Origin of the sequence: Clavibacter michiganensis subsp. tessellarius (genome assembly GCF_021922985.1) — a bacterium.
GTDB lineage: Bacteria > Actinomycetota > Actinomycetes > Actinomycetales > Microbacteriaceae > Clavibacter > Clavibacter tessellarius.
The window spans coordinates 3,013,717-3,033,597 of record NZ_CP040788.1 but is presented as its reverse complement, the minus strand read 5'-3'; the positions used below and the strand labels follow the sequence as shown (position 1 = coordinate 3,033,597).

21 protein-coding genes are annotated in these 19,881 nt (G+C 74.8%); 10 read left to right on the top strand and 11 right to left on the bottom strand.

What is annotated here, in order from left to right; genetic code table 11:
- Positions 1-10: 10 nt before the first annotated feature.
- From FGG90_RS14470 to FGG90_RS14460, 3 genes are all read right to left on the bottom strand, one after another.
- Positions 11-568: a hypothetical protein gene (locus tag FGG90_RS14470; RefSeq protein WP_094126344.1), complete on the bottom strand. Its 558-nt coding sequence runs from the start codon at positions 566-568 to the stop codon at positions 11-13.
- Between the two features lie 9 nt (positions 569-577).
- Positions 578-1,726, bottom strand: a complete 1,149-nt coding sequence (locus tag FGG90_RS14465) for a zinc-dependent alcohol dehydrogenase (protein WP_094126345.1) — start codon at positions 1,724-1,726, stop codon at positions 578-580.
- A 104-nt stretch (positions 1,727-1,830) separates the two neighbouring features.
- On the bottom strand, positions 1,831-3,240 hold the full coding sequence (locus tag FGG90_RS14460; protein ID WP_094126346.1) for a carboxylesterase family protein: 1,410 nt from the start codon (positions 3,238-3,240) through the stop codon (positions 1,831-1,833).
- A gap of 152 nt (positions 3,241-3,392) precedes the next feature.
- On the opposite strand from FGG90_RS14460, the gene FGG90_RS14455 reads away from it, so the two are divergent.
- The 3 genes from FGG90_RS14455 (at position 3,393) to FGG90_RS14445 (ending at position 7,070) form a co-directional block, all read left to right on the top strand.
- Complete coding sequence (locus tag FGG90_RS14455) at positions 3,393-4,439, top strand: NAD(P)-dependent alcohol dehydrogenase (RefSeq protein WP_094126347.1); 1,047 nt, start codon at positions 3,393-3,395, stop codon at positions 4,437-4,439.
- Positions 4,440-4,647: 208 nt separating this feature from the next.
- Complete coding sequence (locus tag FGG90_RS14450) at positions 4,648-6,369, top strand: glycoside hydrolase family 13 protein (protein ID WP_094126348.1); 1,722 nt, start codon at positions 4,648-4,650, stop codon at positions 6,367-6,369.
- Between the two features lie 50 nt (positions 6,370-6,419).
- A complete protein-coding gene (locus FGG90_RS14445) occupies positions 6,420-7,070 on the top strand; it encodes a histidine phosphatase family protein (RefSeq protein ID WP_094126349.1) in 651 nt (216 codons plus the stop codon).
- A gap of 45 nt (positions 7,071-7,115) precedes the next feature.
- Here the strand turns inward: FGG90_RS14445 and FGG90_RS14440 are convergent, their stop codons facing one another.
- Together FGG90_RS14440 and FGG90_RS14435 are read right to left on the bottom strand one after the other, a co-directional pair.
- On the bottom strand, positions 7,116-7,778 hold the full coding sequence (locus FGG90_RS14440; protein ID WP_094126350.1) for a response regulator transcription factor: 663 nt from the start codon (positions 7,776-7,778) through the stop codon (positions 7,116-7,118).
- Between the two features lie 26 nt (positions 7,779-7,804).
- Positions 7,805-9,400, bottom strand: coding sequence for a sensor histidine kinase (locus FGG90_RS14435; RefSeq protein ID WP_094126351.1), 1,596 nt, complete (start codon positions 9,398-9,400; stop codon positions 7,805-7,807).
- 167 nt (positions 9,401-9,567) lie between these two features.
- On the opposite strand from FGG90_RS14435, the gene FGG90_RS14430 reads away from it, so the two are divergent.
- From FGG90_RS14430 to FGG90_RS14420, 3 genes are all read left to right on the top strand, one after another.
- Positions 9,568-10,206 carry a hypothetical protein gene (locus FGG90_RS14430; protein WP_133065120.1) on the top strand — a complete coding sequence of 213 codons (639 nt, stop codon included), beginning with the start codon at positions 9,568-9,570 and terminating at the stop codon, positions 10,204-10,206.
- A gap of 211 nt (positions 10,207-10,417) precedes the next feature.
- On the top strand, positions 10,418-12,517 hold the full coding sequence (locus FGG90_RS14425; protein WP_094126353.1) for a cytochrome c oxidase assembly protein: 2,100 nt from the start codon (positions 10,418-10,420) through the stop codon (positions 12,515-12,517).
- A 124-nt stretch (positions 12,518-12,641) separates the two neighbouring features.
- Positions 12,642-13,448: a DsbA family protein gene (locus FGG90_RS14420; protein WP_094126354.1), complete on the top strand. Its 807-nt coding sequence runs from the start codon at positions 12,642-12,644 to the stop codon at positions 13,446-13,448.
- Between the two features lie 49 nt (positions 13,449-13,497).
- Here the strand turns inward: FGG90_RS14420 and FGG90_RS14415 are convergent, their stop codons facing one another.
- Both FGG90_RS14415 and FGG90_RS14410 read right to left on the bottom strand, forming a co-directional pair.
- Positions 13,498-13,938, bottom strand: a complete 441-nt coding sequence (locus FGG90_RS14415; RefSeq protein ID WP_094126355.1) for a bleomycin resistance protein — start codon at positions 13,936-13,938, stop codon at positions 13,498-13,500.
- A gap of 44 nt (positions 13,939-13,982) precedes the next feature.
- Positions 13,983-14,246, bottom strand: a complete 264-nt coding sequence (locus FGG90_RS14410; protein WP_094126356.1) for a hypothetical protein — start codon at positions 14,244-14,246, stop codon at positions 13,983-13,985.
- Between the two features lie 75 nt (positions 14,247-14,321).
- Here FGG90_RS14410 and FGG90_RS14405 point away from each other — a divergent pair, with 75 nt between their 5' ends.
- Complete coding sequence (locus tag FGG90_RS14405; RefSeq protein ID WP_094126357.1) at positions 14,322-15,323, top strand: adenosine deaminase; 1,002 nt, start codon at positions 14,322-14,324, stop codon at positions 15,321-15,323.
- A 74-nt stretch (positions 15,324-15,397) separates the two neighbouring features.
- Here FGG90_RS14405 and FGG90_RS14400 read toward each other — a convergent pair whose 3' ends face one another.
- Positions 15,398-15,802, bottom strand: coding sequence for a RidA family protein (locus tag FGG90_RS14400; RefSeq protein ID WP_094126358.1), 405 nt, complete (start codon positions 15,800-15,802; stop codon positions 15,398-15,400).
- Positions 15,803-16,006: 204 nt separating this feature from the next.
- On the opposite strand from FGG90_RS14400, the gene FGG90_RS14395 reads away from it, so the two are divergent.
- The 3 genes from FGG90_RS14395 to FGG90_RS14385 all read left to right on the top strand — a co-directional run bounded on the left by FGG90_RS14395 (position 16,007) and on the right by FGG90_RS14385 (position 17,919).
- The gene (locus tag FGG90_RS14395) at positions 16,007-16,408 is read left to right on the top strand and encodes a hypothetical protein (protein WP_094126359.1); all 402 of its coding nucleotides are present in this window, start codon (positions 16,007-16,009) and stop codon (positions 16,406-16,408) included.
- Between the two features lie 134 nt (positions 16,409-16,542).
- Entirely contained in the window at positions 16,543-17,382 is an 840-nt protein-coding gene (locus FGG90_RS14390; RefSeq protein WP_094126360.1) for a hypothetical protein, read from the top strand.
- A gap of 126 nt (positions 17,383-17,508) precedes the next feature.
- Positions 17,509-17,919 carry a hypothetical protein gene (locus FGG90_RS14385; RefSeq protein WP_094126361.1) on the top strand — a complete coding sequence of 137 codons (411 nt, stop codon included), beginning with the start codon at positions 17,509-17,511 and terminating at the stop codon, positions 17,917-17,919.
- 25 nt (positions 17,920-17,944) lie between these two features.
- Here FGG90_RS14385 and FGG90_RS14380 read toward each other — a convergent pair whose 3' ends face one another.
- The 3 genes from FGG90_RS14380 to epsC are packed head-to-tail and all read right to left on the bottom strand — an operon-like array spanning position 17,945 to position 19,879.
- Positions 17,945-18,517 (bottom strand): GrpB family protein, encoded by a 573-nt coding sequence (locus FGG90_RS14380; RefSeq protein WP_094131195.1) that lies wholly within the window; start codon positions 18,515-18,517, stop codon positions 17,945-17,947.
- A 43-nt stretch (positions 18,518-18,560) separates the two neighbouring features.
- On the bottom strand, positions 18,561-19,295 hold the full coding sequence (locus tag FGG90_RS14375) for a TrmH family RNA methyltransferase (protein ID WP_165771349.1): 735 nt from the start codon (positions 19,293-19,295) through the stop codon (positions 18,561-18,563).
- Positions 19,295-19,879 (bottom strand): serine O-acetyltransferase EpsC, encoded by a 585-nt coding sequence (gene epsC, locus FGG90_RS14370; protein WP_094126362.1) that lies wholly within the window; start codon positions 19,877-19,879, stop codon positions 19,295-19,297. The genes FGG90_RS14375 and epsC overlap by 1 nt, the downstream gene beginning before the upstream one ends.
- Between the last annotated feature and the right edge of the window lie 2 nt (positions 19,880-19,881).

Below are 19,881 nucleotides of genomic sequence, written 5' to 3'. Positions count from 1 at the left end.
CCGCCCGTCGTCAGCGCCGCTTCCGCCGCACGACGAACAGCAGCGCGACCGCCGCGATGGGCCATGCGCCGACGATCAGCGGATCCATCCACATGTGCTTCATGTCGGCGCGGCCGCGCCCGAACCGCGACGCGACCGGGTGGTGCCGGCCCTCGGTGAGGATCCCCGTCTCGGTCAGCGGGTCGTCCGGCCGGCCGCTCACGAGGGACCCGAGGTGCGCGCCCGCGGCGTCCACCCGGTCGCCGAGCATCAGCAGCAGCCAGTGCACGGACCGGCCCTCGCTGAAGGTCGCGTAGGCGTAGCGCCGGATGGCGCCCGAGACGCCGTGCAGCGGCGCGACCGTGCCGAACACGGGCGGCAGCTCGGTGTGCTCGATGGAGCGCTCGCGCCGCGTGCGCTCCTCCTGGCGCTCCGGGAAGTCCCAGTGCGCGCCCGAGACGAGGTCGGTGCGCTCCCGCGGGAACGCGGGGCGGTCGGCGGGGTCGAGGTCGGCGCCCCAGCCCGGGATCCGGGCCCGGAGCGCGTCGGCGTCGATGGGACGGTGGTGGTCGCTCGCGCGGTACGGCATGGCTGGCTCCTACTCCTCGTCGAAGGTGATGACGGTCTTGACGCAGTCGTCGAGCTTCGCGGAGAACGTGTGGTACCCCTCCGCGATGTGCTCGAGCGGGATCCGGTGCGTGATGATGTCGCGCGGCGAGAAGCGCCCCGCCCGGACGTGCTCGATCAGCCGCGGCCACTGCCGCTTGACGGGCGCCTGGTTCATCCGCATCGTGATGCCCTTGTTCACGGCGTCGCCGAACTTGATCGCGGCGGGCACCGGCCCGTACGCGCCCAGGACGCTCACGGTGCCGCCCTTGCGCACGCCGTCGATCGCCCAGTTGAGCGCCACCGGGGATCCGCCCTGCACCTTGATCTTGGTGCCGGTGATCTGGTGCAGCGCGTGCCCGTCGGCCTCCGCGCCCACCGCGTCGATGACGACGTCGGCGCCGAGCCCGTCGGTCATGCGCTTGAGCGCGAGGACCGTGTCCTTGGCACGGGAGAAGTCGAGCGTCTCCGCGTGCGCGAACGTCTCGGCCATCCGCAGCCGGTAGTCGAGCTGGTCGACCACGATCACGCGTCCCGCGCCCATGAACCACGCCGAGCGCGCCGCGTAGAGGCCGACGGGCCCGGCGCCGAGCACCGCGACCGTGTCACCCTCCGCGATGTCGCCGAGCTGGGCGCCGAAGTAGCCGGTGCTCAGGGCGTCGGTCATCACGAGGGCGTCCTCCTCGTGGATGTCGTCGGGGATCACCATGGGCCCGACGTCCGCGAACGGGACGCGCACGTACTCCGCCTGGCCGCCGTCGTATCCGCCGGTGGTGTGCGAGTAGCCGTAGATGCCGCCGACCGCCGTGGCGTTCGGGTTCACGTTGTGGCAGTTCGAGTACAGGCCGCGGGCGCAGAAGAAGCAGGAGCCGCAGTAGATGTTGAACGGCACCATCACGCGGTCACCCACGGACAGGCTCTCGACCGACGAGCCGACCTCGTGCACGACGCCGATGAACTCGTGGCCGAACGTGGTGCCGACCCGCGTGTCCGGCAGGAGGCCGTGGTACAGGTGCAGGTCGGATCCGCAGATCGCCGCCCGGGTCACCCGCACGATCGCGTCGTTCGGATGCTCGATCCGGGGGATGTCCTTCTCCTCGACGCGGATCCGGTACGGCCCGCGGTACACCATCGCTCGCATGTCGCTCCCTCCGTCGGTGGGATCGAGCCGACTCCCGCGGCCTGGATGCGCCTACCCCCTTGACATGCGGCGCGCGGCCGGGTGCGGAGGGCGCCCGGGCCCGCTCAGCCGCGGTCGAAGCGCATCCCGCAGGCGCGCGCGTCCGCATCCGCCGCGACGCCGCCCGTGCGCGCGAACTCGGCCCACACCCGACGCACCGCGCGCCCGCGCTCGGCGACCTCGGGCCACGCCTCCGGCGGCACCAGGCGCATGCGGGTCCAGGCCGCGCGGGTGCCGAGGATCAGCGGGAGGTCGGAGGTGTGACCCGCGCCGATGGGGCTCGACGCCGGTGCCGCGCGGAGCACGTAGCGCACGGCCCGACCGCCGGCGGCCCGGTGCCGCGCGGCGAACGCGCGGACCGGCCGCGCGTAGACGAGCCGCGTGGTGGGCCGGACGACGGCCCGCATCAGCACCCGCCGCAGCGCGCGGCCCACGACCGGCACGTCGAGCAGCGGGCCGACCACCGGCAGCGCGGGCAGGTACATCGCCGTCTCGTCGCGGGTCGTGCCGATGAGGAGGTCGACGTGCGGCGCGACCTCCCGCCAGGCGGCGTCGCGGTCGGCCTCGGCGGGCAGCGGCGCGTGGCCGTAGCGCGGGCCCCACGGCAGGCCCGCGCGGATGCCCGACGGCCACGCCGCGCGCTCGGCCCGGGCCTGCCGCCGCATCACGTCGGCGAGCGTCGCGTCGGATCGGAGACCGCGGGTCACGCGCGCCATCGCGCGGAACATGCGCTCGCGCCCGCCCGTGATCCCCACCGGCGGGCTCTGCACGATCGCCCGCCGGACGAGCCCGCGGGCGCCGTCGGCGATCATGAGGTGCAGGATCGCGTCGCCGCCCGCCGACTGGCCCATCGCGGTCACGGTGGCGGGATCGCCGCCGAACGCGGCGATGGAGTCGCGGATCCAGCGCAGCGCCTCGATCTGGTCGAGCAGGCCGAGGTTCGCGGGCGGGCCGTCGGACGCGCCGCGACCGGATCCGCCGCGACCGGATCCGCCGCGACCGCCGCCGCCGAAGCCGAGGAGCCCGAGCCGCGCGGTCACCGCGACCACGATCACCCGCTGCTCCACCACGAGAGCGCGCGGGTCGTGGATCGCGAGGTCTCCCGCGCCCGTCGTGTAGCCGCCGCCGTGGAACCACGCGATCACGGGCAGCACCTCGCCGGGCGCGAGGTCGGCGGGCAGCGTGATCGAGAGCCGCTGGCAGTCCTCCGACCGCCCGATCCCGTCGAGGGCGCCCTGCATCAGGGTGTCGAGGATCCGCGACGAGGGCTGCGGGCACGCGGGCGCCGGCTCCACGGCCGCGCGCACGACGGGCGAGCCGTCGGATCCGCGCTCGGGCACCGCCGACACGGGCGGGACGCCGCGGGCCGCCGTCGCGTAAGGAATCCCGAGGTAGCGGATCACGTCGCCGTCCCGGAGGCCCGTCACGGGCCCCGATCGCGTCGGGGTCGGGCCGGGGACGGAGGGAGCGGGCATCCCGCCACGCTATCCGGCGGCCGAGGAAAAGCCGCGCGGTTTCGGGGAACACCTTCCGCGGGCGTAGCGTCGAGGGGTACCGCATCCGAAGAGGGCGCGGCCGGATCGACCCGATCCCTCCCCTCCCCCACCGGACAGCACAAGGAGAACCCATGCGCACCGTCAACGCCTACGCGGCCCCGTCCGCCACCGACCCCATCGTCAAGACCACCATCGAGCGCCGCGACGTCGGCCCGAAGGACGTCTCCATCGACATCGCCTACTCGGGCGTCTGCCACTCCGACATCCACACCGTCCGCGGCGAGTGGGGCCCCATCCAGTACCCGCAGGTCGTCGGCCACGAGATCGTCGGCCGCGTCACCGAGGTCGGCTCCGACGTCACCAAGCACCAGGTCGGCGACCTCGTCGGCGTCGGCTGCATGGTCAACTCCTGCAAGGAGTGCGAGCAGTGCACGGCCGGCCAGGAGCAGTACTGCCTGAAGGGCAACATCCAGACCTACGGCGGCACCGACCCGGCCGACGGCACCATCACGCAGGGCGGCTACTCCGAGGCCGTCGTCGTCGACGAGGACTTCGTGCTCCGCGTCCCCGAGTCCCTCGACATCGAGAAGGTCGCGCCGCTGCTCTGCGCCGGCATCACCACCTACTCGCCGCTGCGCCACTGGAACGCGGGCCCCGGCACCAAGGTCGCCGTCGTCGGCATGGGCGGGCTCGGCCACATGGCCGTGAAGATCGCGCACGCCATGGGCGCCGAGGTCACCGTGCTCTCGCAGACGCTCTCCAAGAAGGAGGACGGCCTCCGCCTCGGCGCCGACCGCTACTTCGCGACGAGCGACGACGCGACGTTCACCGAGCTCGCGAGCTCGTTCGACCTGATCATCAACACCGTCTCGGCGAAGCTCGACATGTCGAAGTACATCGGCCTGCTCGCGATCGACGGCACGCTCGTCAACGTCGGCGCCCCGTCGGAGCCGCTCGAGATCCCCGCGTTCGCGCTCATCCCCGCGCGCCGCAGCTGGGCCGGATCCATGATCGGCGGAATCGCCGAGACGCAGGAGATGCTCGACTTCTGCGCCGAGCACGGCATCGTGCCCGAGACCGAGCTCATCTCGGCCGAGCAGATCAACGAGGCCTACGAGCGCGTCCTCAAGTCGGACGTGCGCTACCGCTTCGTCATCGACGCGAAGACGTTCGCGTAACCCGCACGCCACGTGCACCGGGAGGGCCCCGCGGATCATCCGATCCGCGGGGCCTTCCCGCGTCCGGGGCGCCGGGGCCCGCGACGCCGGGCCGACCCGCGCGTACGGTGGGAGGGCCGTACCGGCAACCGCGGACGCTGCCGGCGGCCCGGTCACCGGCCGCGAGCCGCGGAGCCTCCGCCCGCTCCCCCGCACCGAAGGGCCCCCCGTGGACACCAGCCCCCGCTCCGCCCCGGAGGCCCCCGACGCATCCGGATCCGCACGCGATGACGACGCCGCCTGGTGGCGCTCCGCCGCCATCTACCAGGTGCTCCTCCGCAGCTTCGCCGACGGGGACGGCGACGGGATCGGCGACATCGCGGGCCTCCGCTCCCGCCTGCCGTACCTGGCCGAGCTCGGCGTCGACGCGATCTGGGTGAACCCCTGGTACCCCTCGCCCATGGTCGACGCGGGCTACGACGTCGCCGACTACCGCGACGTGGATCCGGCGCTCGGCACGCTCGCGGAGGCGGAGGCGCTGATCGACGAGGCGCACGCCCTCGGCCTCCGCGTGCTGCTCGACATCGTCCCGAACCACACGTCCGACGCGCACCCCTGGTTCCCGGCCGCCCTCGCCGGGGATCCGGCCGCCCGGGCGCGCTACCTGTTCCGCGACGGGCGTGGCGCTCACGGCGAGCTGCCGCCCAACGACTGGGAGAGCTGCTTCCGGGGTCCGGCCTGGACCCGCACGACCGACGCCGACAGCCGCCCCGGCCCCTGGTACCTGCACATGTTCGCGCCCGAGCAGCCCGACCTCGACTGGTCGAACCCCGAGGTGCACGCGGAGTTCGTCGACGTGCTGCGCTTCTGGTTCGACCGCGGCGTGGACGGCTTCCGCGTCGACGTCGCCCACGGGCTCGCCAAGGCGGAGGGCCTGCCGGACGGGCTCGGCGCCGACCGGCGGACGGAGGCGCACCCCGGCTGGGACCAGGACGAGGTGCACGACGTGTACCGCGAGTGGCGCCGGGTCGCCGACTCCTACGATCCGCCGCGCGTGTTCGTCGCCGAGGCGTGGGTGGCGCGACCCGAGCGGCTGCCGCTCTACCTCCGGCCCGACGAGCTGCACACCGCGTTCGAGTTCGAGCCGCTGCACACGGCCTTCCGCGCGGGACCCTGGCGGCGGGTCATCGACGACGGGCTCGCGAAGGCCGCGCTCTCGGGGGCGCCGAGCGCGTGGGCGCTGACCAACCACGACGTCGTGCGCCAGGCGACCCGGTACGGCCGGGAGCAGCCGGAGGTCCGGGCGTCGAACGAGCAGCAGCGGGCGCGCTTCGGGGTCGACCCGGTGGATCACGCGCTCGGCCGCCGCAGGGCCCGCGCCGCGATCACGATGACGACGGCCCTGCCCGGCGTGGCGTACCTCTACTTCGGCGAGGAGCTGGGGCTGCACGAGGTGGAGGACATCCCCGACGCCCGGCGGCGGGACCCGATCCACCACCGCTCGGGCGGCACGGACCCGGGGCGCGACGGATCCCGTGTGCCGCTGCCCTGGTCGGGCACCGTCGCGCCGTTCGGCTTCTCGGGCGGCGTGCCCGATCGCGACAGCGACGGCACCGCCGGCCGCGCCGAGCCGTGGCTGCCGCAGCCGGACTCCTGGGCGGAGCTGACCGTGGAGCGCCAGGAGGCGGATCCCGCGTCGACCCTCCGGCACTACCGCCGCCTGCTCGCCGCCCGCCGCGCGCTGGTCGTGCCGACGGAGCCGCTCGTCTGGCTGGGCTCCCCGCCCGACGTGCTCGCCTTCCGCCGCGGCCGGCTGGAGTGCTGGGTGAACCTCGGCGCGGATCCGGCGCCGCTCCCGTCCGGCATGCGCGTGGCGCTCAGCTCCTCGGGCGAGGTCGCCGGGACGCTGCCGCCGGACGTCGCGGTCTGGCTGGTGCCCGCGGCGGGCTGAGCGCCGCGCTCGGGGCACGAGCCAGCCGGCTCCCGCGCTAGCGTCGGAGGATGCGCCTGATCCTGATCCGACACGGCCAGACCCCCTCCAACGTCCAGGGCGTCCTCGACACCCGCATCCCCGGTCCCGGCCTCACCGACCTCGGGCGCGAGCAGGCCGCGCTGCTGCCGGGGACCCTGCGGGCGGAGGCGATCGGGGCGCTGTACGTCTCGACCATGCGCCGCACCCACGAGACGGCCGCGCCGCTCGCGGGGGCGCTCGGCCTCGCGCCGGTCGAACGCGCCGGGCTCCGGGAGATCGCCGCGGGCGGGCTCGAGATGCGCGGCGACCGGGACGCGGTCGTGGAGTACCTGGAGACGATGATCCGCTGGGTCGGCGGCGAGGACGACCGGCGCCTGGCGGGCGGCGAGACAGGACGCGAGTTCGCCGCGCGGTTCGACGCCGTGGTCGCCGAGGCGGAGGCGACGGGCCACGGCACGGTGGCGCTCGTCAGCCACGGCGCCGCCATCCGCTGCTGGTCGGGGATGCGGGCGCGCGGGCTCGACGCGGCCTTCGTCGCCGACCACGCGCTGGAGAACACGGGCGTGGTGGTGCTCGAGGGGTCGGGCGCGGACTGGACGCTGGTGTCCTGGGAGGGCGAGCCCGCCGGCGGCGTGGGCGACGACGCGCCGTCCGGGCCGACCGGCGAGCCGCGGCCCTAGGTCCCGGCTGCCAGCCGTCAGCCGTCGGCGGTCAGCCGTCTGCCGTCAGCCGAGGTACGCGAGCACCGCGAGCACCCGGCGGTGGTCCTCGCCGGTGTCCTCCAGGCCGAGCTTCGCGAAGATGCTCGTCACGTGCTTCTCGACCGCGCCCGTGCCGATCACGAGCGCCCGCCCGATCGCCGGGTTCGTGCGGCCCTCGGCCATCAGCCCGAGCACCTCGAGCTCGCGCGGGGTCAACGCGCTGAGGGGGTCGCGTCGTCGGGCCATCAGCTGCGTCACCACCTCGGGGTCGAGCACGGTGCCGCCGGACGCGACCCGGCGCACGGCGTCGTCGATCTCCTCCAGGCGGGTCACCCGGTCCTTGAGCAGGTAGCCGATGCCGGCGGTGCCGCTCTGGAACACCTCCTCGGCGTACGCGGCCTCCACGTACTGGGAGAGCAGCAGCACGCCGATCCCGGGCATGCGGCGCCGGGCCTCGACCGTCGCGCGGATGCCCTCATCGGTGTACGACGGCGGCATCCGGACGTCCATCACCACCACGTCGGGGGCGTCGTCGGCGAGCGCGGCGAGGAACGCGTCCGCGTCCTCGTGCTGGGCGACCACGTCGATCCCGGCCTCGACGAGCACGCGCGCGAGCCCCTCCCGGAGGAGCACCGCGTCGTCGACCACGACGGCCCGGATGCGCGCTGCATCCGGGCCGTCGTCCATGGCCCCGATCGTATCGAGCGGGCGGGTCACGCGGCGGGCGGGGCGGTGGTCGCGCCGCCCGATCCCGCGCCCGCGTCGTCGGCGGTCCCGTCCGCGGCGGCCCGCGGGTCGGTCGGCGTGCCGTTCAGCGCGACGAGCGGCACGCGCGCGGTGATGCGCGTGGGTCCGCCGGCGGGGCTGGAGATGCTGACGTCGCCGTCGAGGGCGCCCAGGCGGCCGAGCAGCCCCTCGAGCCCGTGGCCCTCCTGCACGGACGCGCCGCCCTGGCCGTCGTCCGTCACGCGGGCGGCGAGCACCCGGTCGCCGTCGAGGTCGCTCACGAGCGCCAGCGTGACGTCGGCGCGGGTGGCGCCCGAGTGCTTGGCGACGTTGGTGAGCAGCTCGCTCACGGTGAAGTACACGTTCCGCTCGACCTCGGTCGGCAGCGCCAGGCCCTCGGGGAGCTGCACGTCGAGCGCCACCGGCACCGTCGAACGGGAGGCGAGCGCCTCGAGGGCGGCGACCAGCCCGCGGTCGAGGAGGATCGGCGGGGCGAAGCCGCGGGACAGCGCGCGCAGCTCCTCGAGCGTGTCGTGCGCGTGGGCGGAGGCCTCGGCGATGAGCGTGCGGGCGCGCTCGGGATCCGCGTCCATCGCGCGCTCGGCGGCCGCGAGGTCCATCCGGAGGCGCACGAGCCGCTGCTGCGGACCGTCGTGCAGGTCGCGCTCGATCTGGCGGAGCGTCTGCCCCTCGGCCGTGACGGCGCCGGCGCGGGACTGCTCGAGGCCCTGCACCCGGCGCTCGAGGGCGTCGGACCGGAAGCCGCCGAGGAGGGCGTGGTCGACCCAGTAGTGGGCGAGCGTGGAGCCGCGGCTCCAGAGCGGCAGGAGCACCGCGGACAGGATCATGGTCACTCCGCCCGCGACGACGACCGGGATCCACGAGGTCGGCGGGGTGAAGCCGGCCTCGGCGATGTTGGCGTCCACGCGCCCGCCGTACATCAGCACCGCGATGCTGCCGAGCACCGGGAGGACGAGCCCCACGACGAGGAGGGCGCCCGCGCCGAGGGTGACGAGGGCCACCAGCGGGTAGACGACCACCGCGTGCAGCAGGTACAGCCAGTAGTGCGGGTTGGCGACCGCCGAGAGGATGCGCATCGCCCGGTTCTGGGTCCACCGCGGGGACCAGTCCACCGGCCGGATCGGTCGCGGCTCGGCCCAGCCGATGCGGATCCGCTCGAGGGCGCCGAGCGCGCGGGCCGCGAACAGCGCCCCGAAGAGGGCGACGGCGGCGAACAGGCCGGACGACGACAGGAGCGTGTCGATCAGGCCGTAGACCACGGTGGGCACGGCGAAGTAGACGGTGGCGAAGAGCGCCGCGGTCAGGAGCAGGTAGCCGATGTCGCGCGGGAAGCGCCGCCAGGCCTCGGCGTAGAAGGAGCGGCGGCGGCGCTCGGCGGGCGGCGCGGCGTCGTCCGGATCCACGTCGTCGCTCCCGTGCGGGTCGCCGGCCGGCGGGACGCCGGCGCCGGACGCGCCTGCGCCGTCGGACGCGCCGTCGGACGCGTCGGCGGCGCCGGGGAAGAGCTCTTCGAGTGGCACGGGCGTCGATTCGGCGTCGGTGGTGGTGGGTGTCTGGTTCATGGTCCCAGCCTCGCGAGCGACGGGCACCGGGCCCATCCTGCCCGCTCCCGGATCGGGGGTGGGGAATGCCCCCGTACGGCGGGGCCGAGGGGACGCACCTCCGACCACGCCTCGGGGTCCCCGCCGCCCACCGTCTCCCCGGGAACCCCACCTAGGCTGTCGTGCACATGAGGGAACCGGGGACGCTGGCGATGGCCGGACGGGGGACGCGCGTCGCGCGCGGCGCCGTCACGGCCGCCTTCGCCATCCTCGTGTCGATGCTCTCGCACGTCGCCGGCGGCGGACCCGTCCCGGGCGCCGTCGGCCTCGTCGTCGCCGCGGCGCTCGCGGTGCCGACGTGCGTGCTGCTCGCCGGCCGCACCGTCTCGACCGCGCGGCTCGCCGTCGCCGTCGGGTGCAGCCAGGCCGTGCTGCACCTCCTCTTCTCCGTCGGCGCGCCGACCACGACGACCATGCAGGTCGTCGGCGGGCACCACGGCATGGGCGGCCACCTGGTCAGCACGGGCCCGGCCGCGGCCGGCGCCGGCGACATGGGCGGCATGCACCACGGATCCGCGATGTGGGTCGCGCACCTGCTCGCGGCCGTCCTGACGATCGTCGCGCTGCGCTCCGGCGAGCGCGCCTTCTGGGACCTCGTGGCCCTCGCGCGCACGAGCCTCCGGGCGCTGGTCCTCGTGGCCGCGCTCGACGTCGTCCCGCGCGCCGAGGTGCGCCACCGCGTCGCGCGCGCGCTCCGCGCGGGCATCCGCGACCTCGGCGTCTGCGTCGCCGCGTCGCCCCACCGCGGGCCGCCCGCCGCCGCCTGATCCGACCCCCGGTCCGGCCCGCTCACGAGCGCCCGGACGACGCACGACGCCCCCGGCGCCGTGCCCTCGCGCGTCCTCCGACGCGCACCCCGACGCGCCCGCGCCCTCCGCGCGGCGGTCCCGTCCGACCCGCTCGGACGCGCCCCGCCCGCCGGAGACCCGGCCGTCCCGTCGCGCCCTCCCCGGACGGCGCCCACCCAGGACACCTGCCATGCCCCCACCCTCCGCCCTGCCCTCCGCCGATCCCGGCACCGACCACGACCGACCGGATCCCGACGACCCCGTCTTCGTCCCCCGCACGCTGACCGTCCCGCACGTCCGCGGGCGCGACGCGCTGCTGTGGGCGTGCCTCCCGCTCGCCGTCGCCGTGACGCTGGCCGCCGCCTCCTTCACGGGCGCGACGACGCAGACCCTCCTCGTCGATCCCGGCGACGTCGTCACCTACGGCCTCCCCGTCGCGCGCGTCATCCACGACGCGGCCGCCGCCGTGACCATCGGGCTGCTCGTGGTCGCCGCCTTCGCGCTGCCCGGCCAGCGGAAGCAGCCCGGGCTGGCGAGCTTCGCGCAGTGGAGGGCGACCCGCTGGGCCTCTCGCGCCGCCGCCGTGTGGCTGGCCGCCAGCATCGCCGTGCTCGTCCTCTCGGGCGCGAACGTGATCGGCGTCCCTCTCACCTCCCCGACCTTCCGGGGCCAGTTCGGCTACTTCACGCTCCGGCTCGAGCTCGGCCAGACCCTGCTCGCGTCGCTGGTCTGCGTGGCGGTGGCGTTCGGCATCAGCGCGTGGACGCGGAGCGTCTCGGGCATCGGCGTGGCCGCGGCCGTCGCCCTCGCCTCGCTGCTCCCGCTCTCGCTGTCGGGCCACGCCGCGGGCACCTACGAGCACGCGAACGCGGTGAACAGCCTCGGGATCCACCTCGTCGGCGTCACCGTGTGGGCCGGCGGCCTGGTCGCGGTGATCCTCTGCCAGAAGCTCGCGAAGGGCGCCCTGCCCGCGGTCGTCGGCCGCTACTCGACGCTCGCCGGATGGGCGTTCGTCGCGGTCGCGATGTCGGGCATCGTCAACGCCTCGCTCCGCATCGGCACGCCGCTCGACCTCGTCACGACCGCGTACGGGCTGCTGCTCCTCGTGAAGACGGCGATCCTGGTCGGGCTCGGCGTCGCCGGGTTCGCGCACCGCCGGATCCTGATCCCGGGCCTCGTCCGCGACGCGACCCGGCGGACGGCGTTCCTCCGCCTCGCGGTCGGCGAGGTCGTCGTGATGTCGGTGGCGATGGGCGTCTCCGTGGCGCTCTCGCGCAGCGCCCCGCCCGTGCCGCAGACGACCATCGCCGACGTCGACCCGCTCGCGTCGCTCATCGGCTTCACCTTCCCCGACCCCGTCACGCCGCTGCGGATGCTCACCGCCGTCCACCCGGACTTCCTGTTCCTCGGGGTGGCCGCGGCCATGGCCGGGCTGTACCTCGTCGCGGTGCGGCGCCTCCGTCGTCGCGGCGACGCCTGGTCGGCCGCGCGCACGGTGCCGTGGCTGCTCGGCTGCGCGATGCTCGTCTACGCCACGAGCGGCGGGCCCGCGGTGTACGGAGCCGTGCACTTCAGCACCCACATGATCCAGCACATGATGCTGATGATGTACGTGCCGCCGCTGCTCGTGCTCGGCGCCCCCGTGCTCCTGCTGCTGCGCGCGCTGCCGGCGCGGAAGGACGGCAGCCGCGGCGTCCGCGAGTGGGTGCTCGCCGCGACGCACTCCCGGTACTCGCGGATCGTGACGAACCCGATCGTCGCCGCGGTCGTCTTCGCCGGGAGCCTCGTGGCGTTCTACTACACGCCGTGGTTCGAGTGGTCGCTCGCCACCCACCAGGGCCACATGCTGATGACCGTCCACTTCCTCATCAGCGGGTACCTCTTCTTCTTCGTGCTGATCGGGGTGGATCCGGGGCCGAAGCGCCCGCCGTACCCGATCCGCCTGATGCTGCTGCTCGCGACCATGGCGTTCCACGCGTTCTTCGGCCTCGCGATCATGTCGGGCACGCAGATCCTCGCCATCGACTGGTGGCACCAGCTCGGAATCCAGACCGACGCGCAGCTGCTCGCCGACCAGGCCGCGGGCGGAGGCATCGCGTGGGGCGCGGGCGAGCTGCCCGTCGTCCTCGTGGCGCTCATGGTCGTGCGGCAGTGGTCCGGATCCGAGCAGCGCGCGGCCACCCGCTACGACAGGGCGGCCGCGCGCGACGACGACGCCGAGCTCCGCGCCTACAACGCGCGGCTCTCGGCCCTCGACGAGCGCGCCGACGAGCCGCGGCGGGCGCCGTGATGCGGCGCAGCGCGGGCGACCGCGCCGTCCCCGTCGCGCCCGACCCCCATCCCGACACCGACCCAGGCCCTCACACCGCCATCGACATCGACACCGCCCGACCCACCGACAGGAGCACCGCATCATGAGCAAGAAGACCAGCGCCGACCGCGACCGCACCCGCGAGATCCGGGAGAAGGCGAACGCGCAGCGCCGCCTCGAGGAGGCCAAGCGCAAGCGCCGCCGCCTGCTGACCCAGCTCGGCGTCGCCGGCGCCGTCGTGATCCTCGTCGCCGGCATCTGGGGCGGCGCCAGCCTCCTCCGCCAGCAGGCGTCGGCCGGCAGCGTGGCGCCCACCGCGGACGCCACCGTGCAGCTGGCGAGCGCCGGCGAGGCGCACGTCGCGACCGAGCCCGACGCGGTGTCGGTCGGCGCCGCGGACGCGCCCGTGACGCTCGACGTCTACGAGGACTACTCCTGCCCGCACTGCCAGGAGTACGAGGCCGCGACCGGCCCGCTCCTCGACCGCGTCGCCGCGTCCGGTCAGGTGCGCGTCGTCTACCACCCCATCCGGATCGTCACGAACTACGGCCGCGCCGCCGGCAGCACGGCCGCGTGCGTCCTGCAGCACGACCCGTCCGCGTGGCCCGGCGTGCACTCCGCCCTGTTCGCGAACCACTCCGCCGCGACCGACTCGTGGACGGGCAAGGACTTCTCCTCCTGGCTCGGCTCGCAGGGGGTCACCGACGCCGACGCCCTCACCTGCACGGAGAAGGGCGCGTACGCCGGCTGGATCACCGCGAACACCGAGGCCGCGGCGTCCGCGGGCGTGACCGGGACGCCGACGCTGATGATCGGCGGGCAGAAGACCACCACCGTGAGCGGCCAGCAGCTCGTCGACGCGCTCACGGCGGCCGGCGCGACGCTGCCCGCGGGCATCGCGGAGGGGTGACGATTGCGGCCCGCCCGGCACCGGGCGGGCCGTAGCGGCGGTGGCGGCGTCAGCCCGCGGGATCCGCCGCCGGCCGCCGCCCGATCGACGACTGGAACCGCACGAGGTAGCCGTCGGGATCGGTGACGAGGAACTGGCGCACGCCCGTCTCCTCGTCGCCGATCCGGTACCAGGTCGTCTCCGGCTCCAGGAAGAGCGCGACGCCGGCCGCGGCGAGCGCCTCGGCCACCGCGTCGGCGTCCTCCACGAAGACCTGGAAGTTGATCCCCCGCCCGTACGGCCGCTCCAGGGGCCCGGTCACCCAGTTCCGGATGATGCCCGCCTGCTCGAGCATGAGGTGCGCCCCGCCGCGCGCGATGTAGGCGAAGCCCTCCTCCGGGCGGTCGTACCGCACGCGGAAGCCGCAGAGGTCCCGCCAGAACGCGAGGCTCGCGGCGAGGTCGGTGACCAGCAGCTCGGGGACCAGGTCGGGCTCGTCGTCGGGATCCATGGGGCCATGCTCGCAGACGGGTCGCGGCCGGGCCGGTCGCGGTCTCAGCCCTCGCCGCGGAAGCGGACCGGGACGAAGCCCGGGAAGTCCTCGCCGATGCCGCCGGGCTCCGAGAAGGCGTCCACGAACGCGGTCGCCTCCGCGATCAGCTGCTCGGGCGTGCGGTGGGCTCCGCCGACCGTGAACCCGTACGTGCCGTCCGCGGGCCCGTCGAGCCAGGCGAGGTCGTAGGTCGGGGTCGCGCCCCGCGGCTCGCGCTCCGAGATCCGCCAGCGCTCCCCGAGCACGACGACCTCGAACGCCTCCATCCCGCGAGCCTACGAGCGATCGGTCGGCGGCCCCTCCCCGGCGGGCACCCGGACGACGCCCGTTACCGTGGACGGATGATCTCCACGCTCCCGCCCACCGCCGAGCTGCACCTGCACGTGGAGGGCACCCTCGAACCGGAGCTGGTGTTCGAGCTGGCCGAGCGCAACGGCGTCGAGCTGCCGTACGCCGGCATCGAGGACCTCCGCTCGCGCTACGCCTTCACCGACCTGCAGTCGTTCCTCGACCTCTACTACGCGTGCACCGCGGTCCTCCGCACGCGCCGCGACTTCCACGACCTCGCCGCCGCATACCTCGAGCGGGCCGCGGCCGACGGGATCCGGCACGTCGAGATGTCGTTCGACCCGCAGGCGCACACGACCCGCGGCGTCGCGATCGACGACGTCGTCGACGGCCTCCTCGACGCCCTCCGCGATGCGCGCGTGCGCCACGGCATCTCCGGCGGCCTGATCCTCAGCTTCCTGCGCGACCGCCCGGTGGAGGAGGCGATGGCGACCCTCGAGTCCGTCGCCGGCCGCGCCCACGAGATCCTCGCCGTCGGGCTCGACTCCGCCGAGGTCGGCTACCCGCCGTCGCTCTTCGTCGACGTCTTCGCGCGCGCCCGCGAGCTCGGCCTGCACGCCGTCGCGCACGCGGGCGAGGAGGGCCCGCCCGCGTACGTCTGGGAGGCGCTCGACCTGCTGCACGTGGAGCGGGTGGACCACGGCGTGCGCTGCCTCGAGGATCCCGCCCTCGTCGACCGGCTCGTCGCCGACCGGATCCCGCTCACCGTGTGCCCGCTGTCGAACGTGCGCCTCGGCGTGAACGAGACGCTCGACGAGCACGCCCTGCCGGAGCTCCTCGCGCGCGGCGTGCTCGCGATGGTCAACAGCGACGACCCGGCCTACTTCGGCGGCTACCTCGGCGAGAACCTCCGCCAGCTCCGCCAGGCGCACGCGTTCGACGACGACGCCGTCGCGCTCCTCGCCCGCAACTCGTTCGAGGCCGCGTTCCTGCCGGACGAGAGCCGGGCCGAGCTCCTCGCGGCGGTCGACGCCTGGCGCGCCTCCGCGCTCTGAGCCCGACCTGATCCCGGCCTGATCCCGGCGCCCGGGCCGGCAGGTCGGTCGGTCGGGGACGGCCGCGACCGCGCTCAGTCGACGACGGCCGCGACGGCCTCGACCTCCACGAGCTGGTCGTCGTACCCGAGCACGGTGACCCCGAGGAGCGTGCTCGGCGGATCGTGCGGAGCCAGCGCGTCGCGCACGACCTCCCACGCGGTCACGAGGTCGGCCTGCCGGTCGGAGGCGACGAGCACGCGCGTGCTCACGAGGTCGTCGGTCGTGGCGCCCGCGGCCGCGAGCGCGGCGCGCAGGTTCGCGACGCACTGCACGGCCTGGGCGGCGTGGTCGCCGACGCCGACCGTGCGGCCCTCGGCGTCGAGCGGGCAGGATCCGGCGAGGAAGACGAGCCGCGCGTCGGCGGGCGCGGTCGCGGCGTAGGCGTACTCGGCGGCGTCCGCGAGGGCGGCCGAGCGGATCAGGGTCACGGCGGTCATGGATCTCCCGTCTCGCACGCGGGCGGGTCCCCGCGGCCCGACCAGCCTGCCAGCCCGCGCACGCGACCCGATGCCCGCCCCGCGCCGGTCGCCCGCCCGCCCGCCGCCCATCTCGCGCCGCTCGGATGTCCGCTGCGCATCCACGCGCTGTCCGTTCCGCGCCCGCGCGGTCGCATGCGCAGCCCGGATCCTTAGCATCGCCCCGTGTCCGACTACGTCCGCTTCCAGAGCGCCGTCCCCAACCGCCGCGGGACGTACCCCGGCGTCTTCGCCCTCGCGAACGGCCTGCGCCTGAGCGGCCTGCTCTCGGCGGAGGAGGGCGAGTGGATGGACGCGGCGAACGCGCGTGCGTCCGAGTCCTACGCGGATCCGCGCTCGGTCGACCCCGACTGCTACGACCGGGACATCAACCCCGGCGCCCGCGCCTGGTTCCGCGCGACCGCCGCGGACCTCCTCGCGTTCACGGGCGACTACCTCGCCCTGCTCGACCGGCACGACGTGCCCTGGCAGGAGCTGCGCACGCGCACGCCCGGCCGCATCGTCTACGCCGACGACGTGCAGGTCATCGCGACCCCGCACACGGTCGACGACTGGCCGTTCCGCTAGGAGCCCCGCATCCCCTTGGCCAGTCGGTCGTCTGCCCTTCACCTGCGCGACTGGGGACTGACCGCACAGCGTGACCCCTGCTCCTAGCTTCTGAGTGCGGCGACCGACGCCGCAGCCGAGGAGGCACATCACCCATGTCCATCCGCTCGAGGGCCGCCCGGTCCCTCACCCCGCGCACGATGCTCGCGCACACGGCCCTCACCGCTGTCGCGGTCATCGGCCTCGTCATCGCCGCCCCCGGCAGCGACGCATTCGCCGCAGGTCTCGCCTCCCCCCAGGAGCGCGTCGCCGCCTCCCTCGAGCACGGCCACTTCCTCGACGACGTGAGTGCCGGCAGGATCACCGAGGCCGACGTCGACATCGTCAGCACGACCGGCATGGACGTCTTCGGGCACCATGTCGACAAGTGGGCGGGCCTGACCCCCGAGGAGGAGGCCACGCAGGGGAAGGCCGTCGCGGAGTTCCGCGCGAGCGCCGCCACCGACCCGGAGACAGCGGAGTCCATCGCATCCCTACGATCCGCGTCCGCGCAGATGGACAGCGCGCTCGCGTCCGCGCCCGACGGCACCTCCACCACCTCCTACCGACCGGCGCCCCTGTCCGGCGATGCACCGGTCGCCGAGTCCAAGCACTGGTGGAGCCGGTTCATCCCGCACATCCACATCAACGTCCCCAAGATCATCCACAGGATCCAGGGCATCATCGGCCAGACGCCCAACATCCTCCAGCCGATCGCGCCCCAGTGGGTCTTCTTCAACAACGCGTTGATCAGATCCGTCATGGCCGCCGCCGGCAGCACGGTCGCCGGTCTCGTCTGCGCCGCCTTCCCCGACCTCACCAAGATCACCTGCGTGATGATCGCCGGAGCGGCGGCCGGGCTCTTGGAGTTCGTCAAGACCAACGGGATCTGCGGAGGTCACGGGGCCTCCATGCACATCCCCCTCCCCGACATCCGCTTCCACTGCGGGCACTAGCGCCCGCCGCGCGCGGCATCCGGTCCGGGGCCGAGCGGGATCTCCCGCTCGGCCCCTCGGCCGTCCTGGCGGGTGCTCCGGGGACGCGGTCCGCGCGGTCCGCGCCCGTCGGGCTACCCTCGCCGGATGCCCGACTTCGTGCGCTTCCAGAGCGCCGCCCCGAACCGCCGCGGCACCTTCCCCGGCGTCTTCGCCCTCGCGAACGGGCTGCGCGAGGAGGGGCGCCTCTCCGAGGAGGAGCTCGCCTGGCTGGCCGACCGGAACGCGCACATGAACGCGACGTACGCGGATCCGTCCACGGTCGTCCCGGGCTGCTATGACCGAGCGCTCCACCCGCGGGCGCGCGCCTGGTTCCGCGCCGACGCGGTCGATGCCGTGGACCTGCTCCACGTCACGCGCGCGTACCTCGACCTCCTCGACCGGCACGACGTGCCCTGGCACGAGCTGCGCACGCGGACGCCCGGCCGCATCACCTACGAGGACGACGTGCAGGTGGTCGCCGTGCCGCACGCGCACGACGCGTGGCCGTTCCCCTGACCGGATCCGGCCAGGGCGGCGACCCTCAGGTCTCGCCGGCCGCCCGCGCCGCCCGCGCCCGGGCGAGGATGCCCTGGATCACCGCGGTCTTCGCGTCCGCGTAGGCGTCCATCGACTCCCACCGGCGGGTCATGAGCTCCCGCTTCGTGCGCGCGTAGAGGTCGCGGTCGGCGGAGTCCGAGCGCAGCCGGTCGCGGAGCAGCAGGTACGCCTCGACCGCGGGGTCGCCCTCCTCGTACACGTGCACGTGCACATCCCGCGCGGGCGTGCGCACGAGGCGGTGCCCGGGCTCGCGGACGCGCAGCTCGTAGCCCGCGGCGACCAGCGGCGCGACGTGGTCCTCCTCGGCCGTGATGTCGGCCACCACGAGCACGACGTCGACGATCGGCTTCGCGGCGAGGCCCGGCACGGAGGTCGAGCCGATGTGCTCGACGGCGAGCGCCGCGTCGCCCACGGCGTCGAGGATCCGCCGCCGGTGCGCGGCGTACGCCTCCGCCCAGGCGGGGTCGTGCTCCTCCAGCCCGACCGTGAGGGGCGGCTGCCCGCCCACGACCTCCACGGTCGTCACGTCGGGTCGGCGGCGGTCGCGGTCGTGCATCACCGGGACATCCTGGCAGGCGCGCACGGCCATGCCGAGCGGGTCAGTCGAACGCCACGTGCTGCGTGATCCACGCGTGCATCACGACCGCGGCGGCCGCCGACGCGTTGATGGAGCGGGTGGACCCGAACTGCGAGATCGCGACGGTCATGTCGGCCGCGGCCACCGCCTCGTCGCTGAGGCCCGGGCCCTCCTGCCCGAAGACGAGCACGCAGCGCTCGGGGAGGCGCGTGGTCTCCAGCAGCACGGATCCGTCGACGTTGTCGATCGCGATGATGGGCAGCCCCTCGGTGTGCGCCCACCCCACGAGGTCGGCGATGGTCGCGTGGTGGACGACGTGCTGGTACCGGTCGGTGACCATCGCCCCGCGCTTGTTCCAGCGGCGGCGGCCGACGATGTGCACGGTGTCGGCCGCGAACGCGTTGGCGCTCCGCACGATCGACCCGATGTTCATGTCGTGCTGCCAGTTCTCGATCGCCACGTGGAAGGGGTGCCGGTGCTGGTCGAGGTCGGCGACGATCGCGTCCATGCGCCAGTACCGGTAGCGGTCGATCACGTTGCGGGTGTCGCCGCGCTCCAGCAGCTCCGGATCCAGGTGCGGCTCGTCCGGCCACGCCTCGGGGCCGCCGGGCCAGGGACCGACGCCGTGCGTGCTGTGCTCGTGGGTGGGCGTCGGCTCGGCGGCGGGTGCCGGCTCGGCGGCCGGTGCCGGCTCGGCGCTCGACGCCGCGTCGGCGGCGGCCGCCGGCGTGCGCTCCGACCCCTCGGGCTCGGGCATCAGATGTAGATCGCCGGGTCGACGAAGAAGGCCGGATCCACGTGCGCGTCGGGCCCGCGCCCGGCGCGCTTGCCGGTCTCCACCGCGGGGATGCCCGTGAGCACGGATCCCGCGGGCGCGTCCTTCACGACCACGGCGTTCGCGCCGATGACGCTCCCCGCCCCGATCGCGATGGGCCCGAGCAGCTTCGCGCCCGCGCCGATGGTGACGCCGTCGCCGACCGTCGGGTGCCGCTTGCCGTGCACGAGGCTCTTCCCGCCCAGCGTGACGCCGTGGTACATCAGCACGTCGTCGCCGATCTCGGCCGTGGCGCCGATCACGACGCCCATGCCGTGGTCGATGAACAGCCGCCGCCCGATGCGCGCGCCCGGGTGGATCTCCACCCCCGTCAGCGCCCGCCCGACCTGCGCGAGCAGCCGCGCCGCCAGCCGGATGCGCCGTCGCCAGAGCGCGTGCGACACCCGGTGCAGCCACACGGCGTGCAGGCCCGGGTAGCCGAGCACCATCTCCAGGTACCCGCGCGCGGCGGGATCGTGGGCGCGGGCGGAGCGGAGGTCCTCGACGAGGCGGGCGACGACTCCCACGC

What these genes read in the sequence shown, in the direction of transcription:
- FGG90_RS14470 (WP_094126344.1), bottom strand. Translation starts at nt 568, where the DNA reads ATGCCGTACCGCGCGAGCGACCACCACCGTCCCATCGACGCCGACGCG.
- FGG90_RS14465 (WP_094126345.1), bottom strand. Translation starts at nt 1,726, where the DNA reads ATGCGAGCGATGGTGTACCGCGGGCCGTACCGGATCCGCGTCGAGGAG.
- FGG90_RS14460 (WP_094126346.1), bottom strand. Translation starts at nt 3,240, where the DNA reads ATGCCCGCTCCCTCCGTCCCCGGCCCGACCCCGACGCGATCGGGGCCC.
- FGG90_RS14455 (WP_094126347.1), top strand. Translation starts at nt 3,393, where the DNA reads ATGCGCACCGTCAACGCCTACGCGGCCCCGTCCGCCACCGACCCCATC.
- FGG90_RS14445 (WP_094126349.1), top strand. Translation starts at nt 6,420, where the DNA reads ATGCGCCTGATCCTGATCCGACACGGCCAGACCCCCTCCAACGTCCAG.
- FGG90_RS14440 (WP_094126350.1), bottom strand. Translation starts at nt 7,778, where the DNA reads ATGGACGACGGCCCGGATGCAGCGCGCATCCGGGCCGTCGTGGTCGAC.
- FGG90_RS14435 (WP_094126351.1), bottom strand. Translation starts at nt 9,400, where the DNA reads ATGAACCAGACACCCACCACCACCGACGCCGAATCGACGCCCGTGCCA.
- FGG90_RS14430 (WP_133065120.1), top strand. Translation starts at nt 9,568, where the DNA reads ATGAGGGAACCGGGGACGCTGGCGATGGCCGGACGGGGGACGCGCGTC.
- FGG90_RS14425 (WP_094126353.1), top strand. Translation starts at nt 10,418, where the DNA reads ATGCCCCCACCCTCCGCCCTGCCCTCCGCCGATCCCGGCACCGACCAC.
- FGG90_RS14420 (WP_094126354.1), top strand. Translation starts at nt 12,642, where the DNA reads ATGAGCAAGAAGACCAGCGCCGACCGCGACCGCACCCGCGAGATCCGG.
- FGG90_RS14415 (WP_094126355.1), bottom strand. Translation starts at nt 13,938, where the DNA reads ATGGATCCCGACGACGAGCCCGACCTGGTCCCCGAGCTGCTGGTCACC.
- FGG90_RS14410 (WP_094126356.1), bottom strand. Translation starts at nt 14,246, where the DNA reads ATGGAGGCGTTCGAGGTCGTCGTGCTCGGGGAGCGCTGGCGGATCTCG.
- FGG90_RS14405 (WP_094126357.1), top strand. Translation starts at nt 14,322, where the DNA reads ATGATCTCCACGCTCCCGCCCACCGCCGAGCTGCACCTGCACGTGGAG.
- FGG90_RS14400 (WP_094126358.1), bottom strand. Translation starts at nt 15,802, where the DNA reads ATGACCGCCGTGACCCTGATCCGCTCGGCCGCCCTCGCGGACGCCGCC.
- FGG90_RS14390 (WP_094126360.1), top strand. Translation starts at nt 16,543, where the DNA reads ATGTCCATCCGCTCGAGGGCCGCCCGGTCCCTCACCCCGCGCACGATG.
- FGG90_RS14385 (WP_094126361.1), top strand. Translation starts at nt 17,509, where the DNA reads ATGCCCGACTTCGTGCGCTTCCAGAGCGCCGCCCCGAACCGCCGCGGC.
- FGG90_RS14380 (WP_094131195.1), bottom strand. Translation starts at nt 18,517, where the DNA reads ATGCACGACCGCGACCGCCGCCGACCCGACGTGACGACCGTGGAGGTC.
- FGG90_RS14375 (WP_165771349.1), bottom strand. Translation starts at nt 19,295, where the DNA reads ATGCCCGAGCCCGAGGGGTCGGAGCGCACGCCGGCGGCCGCCGCCGAC.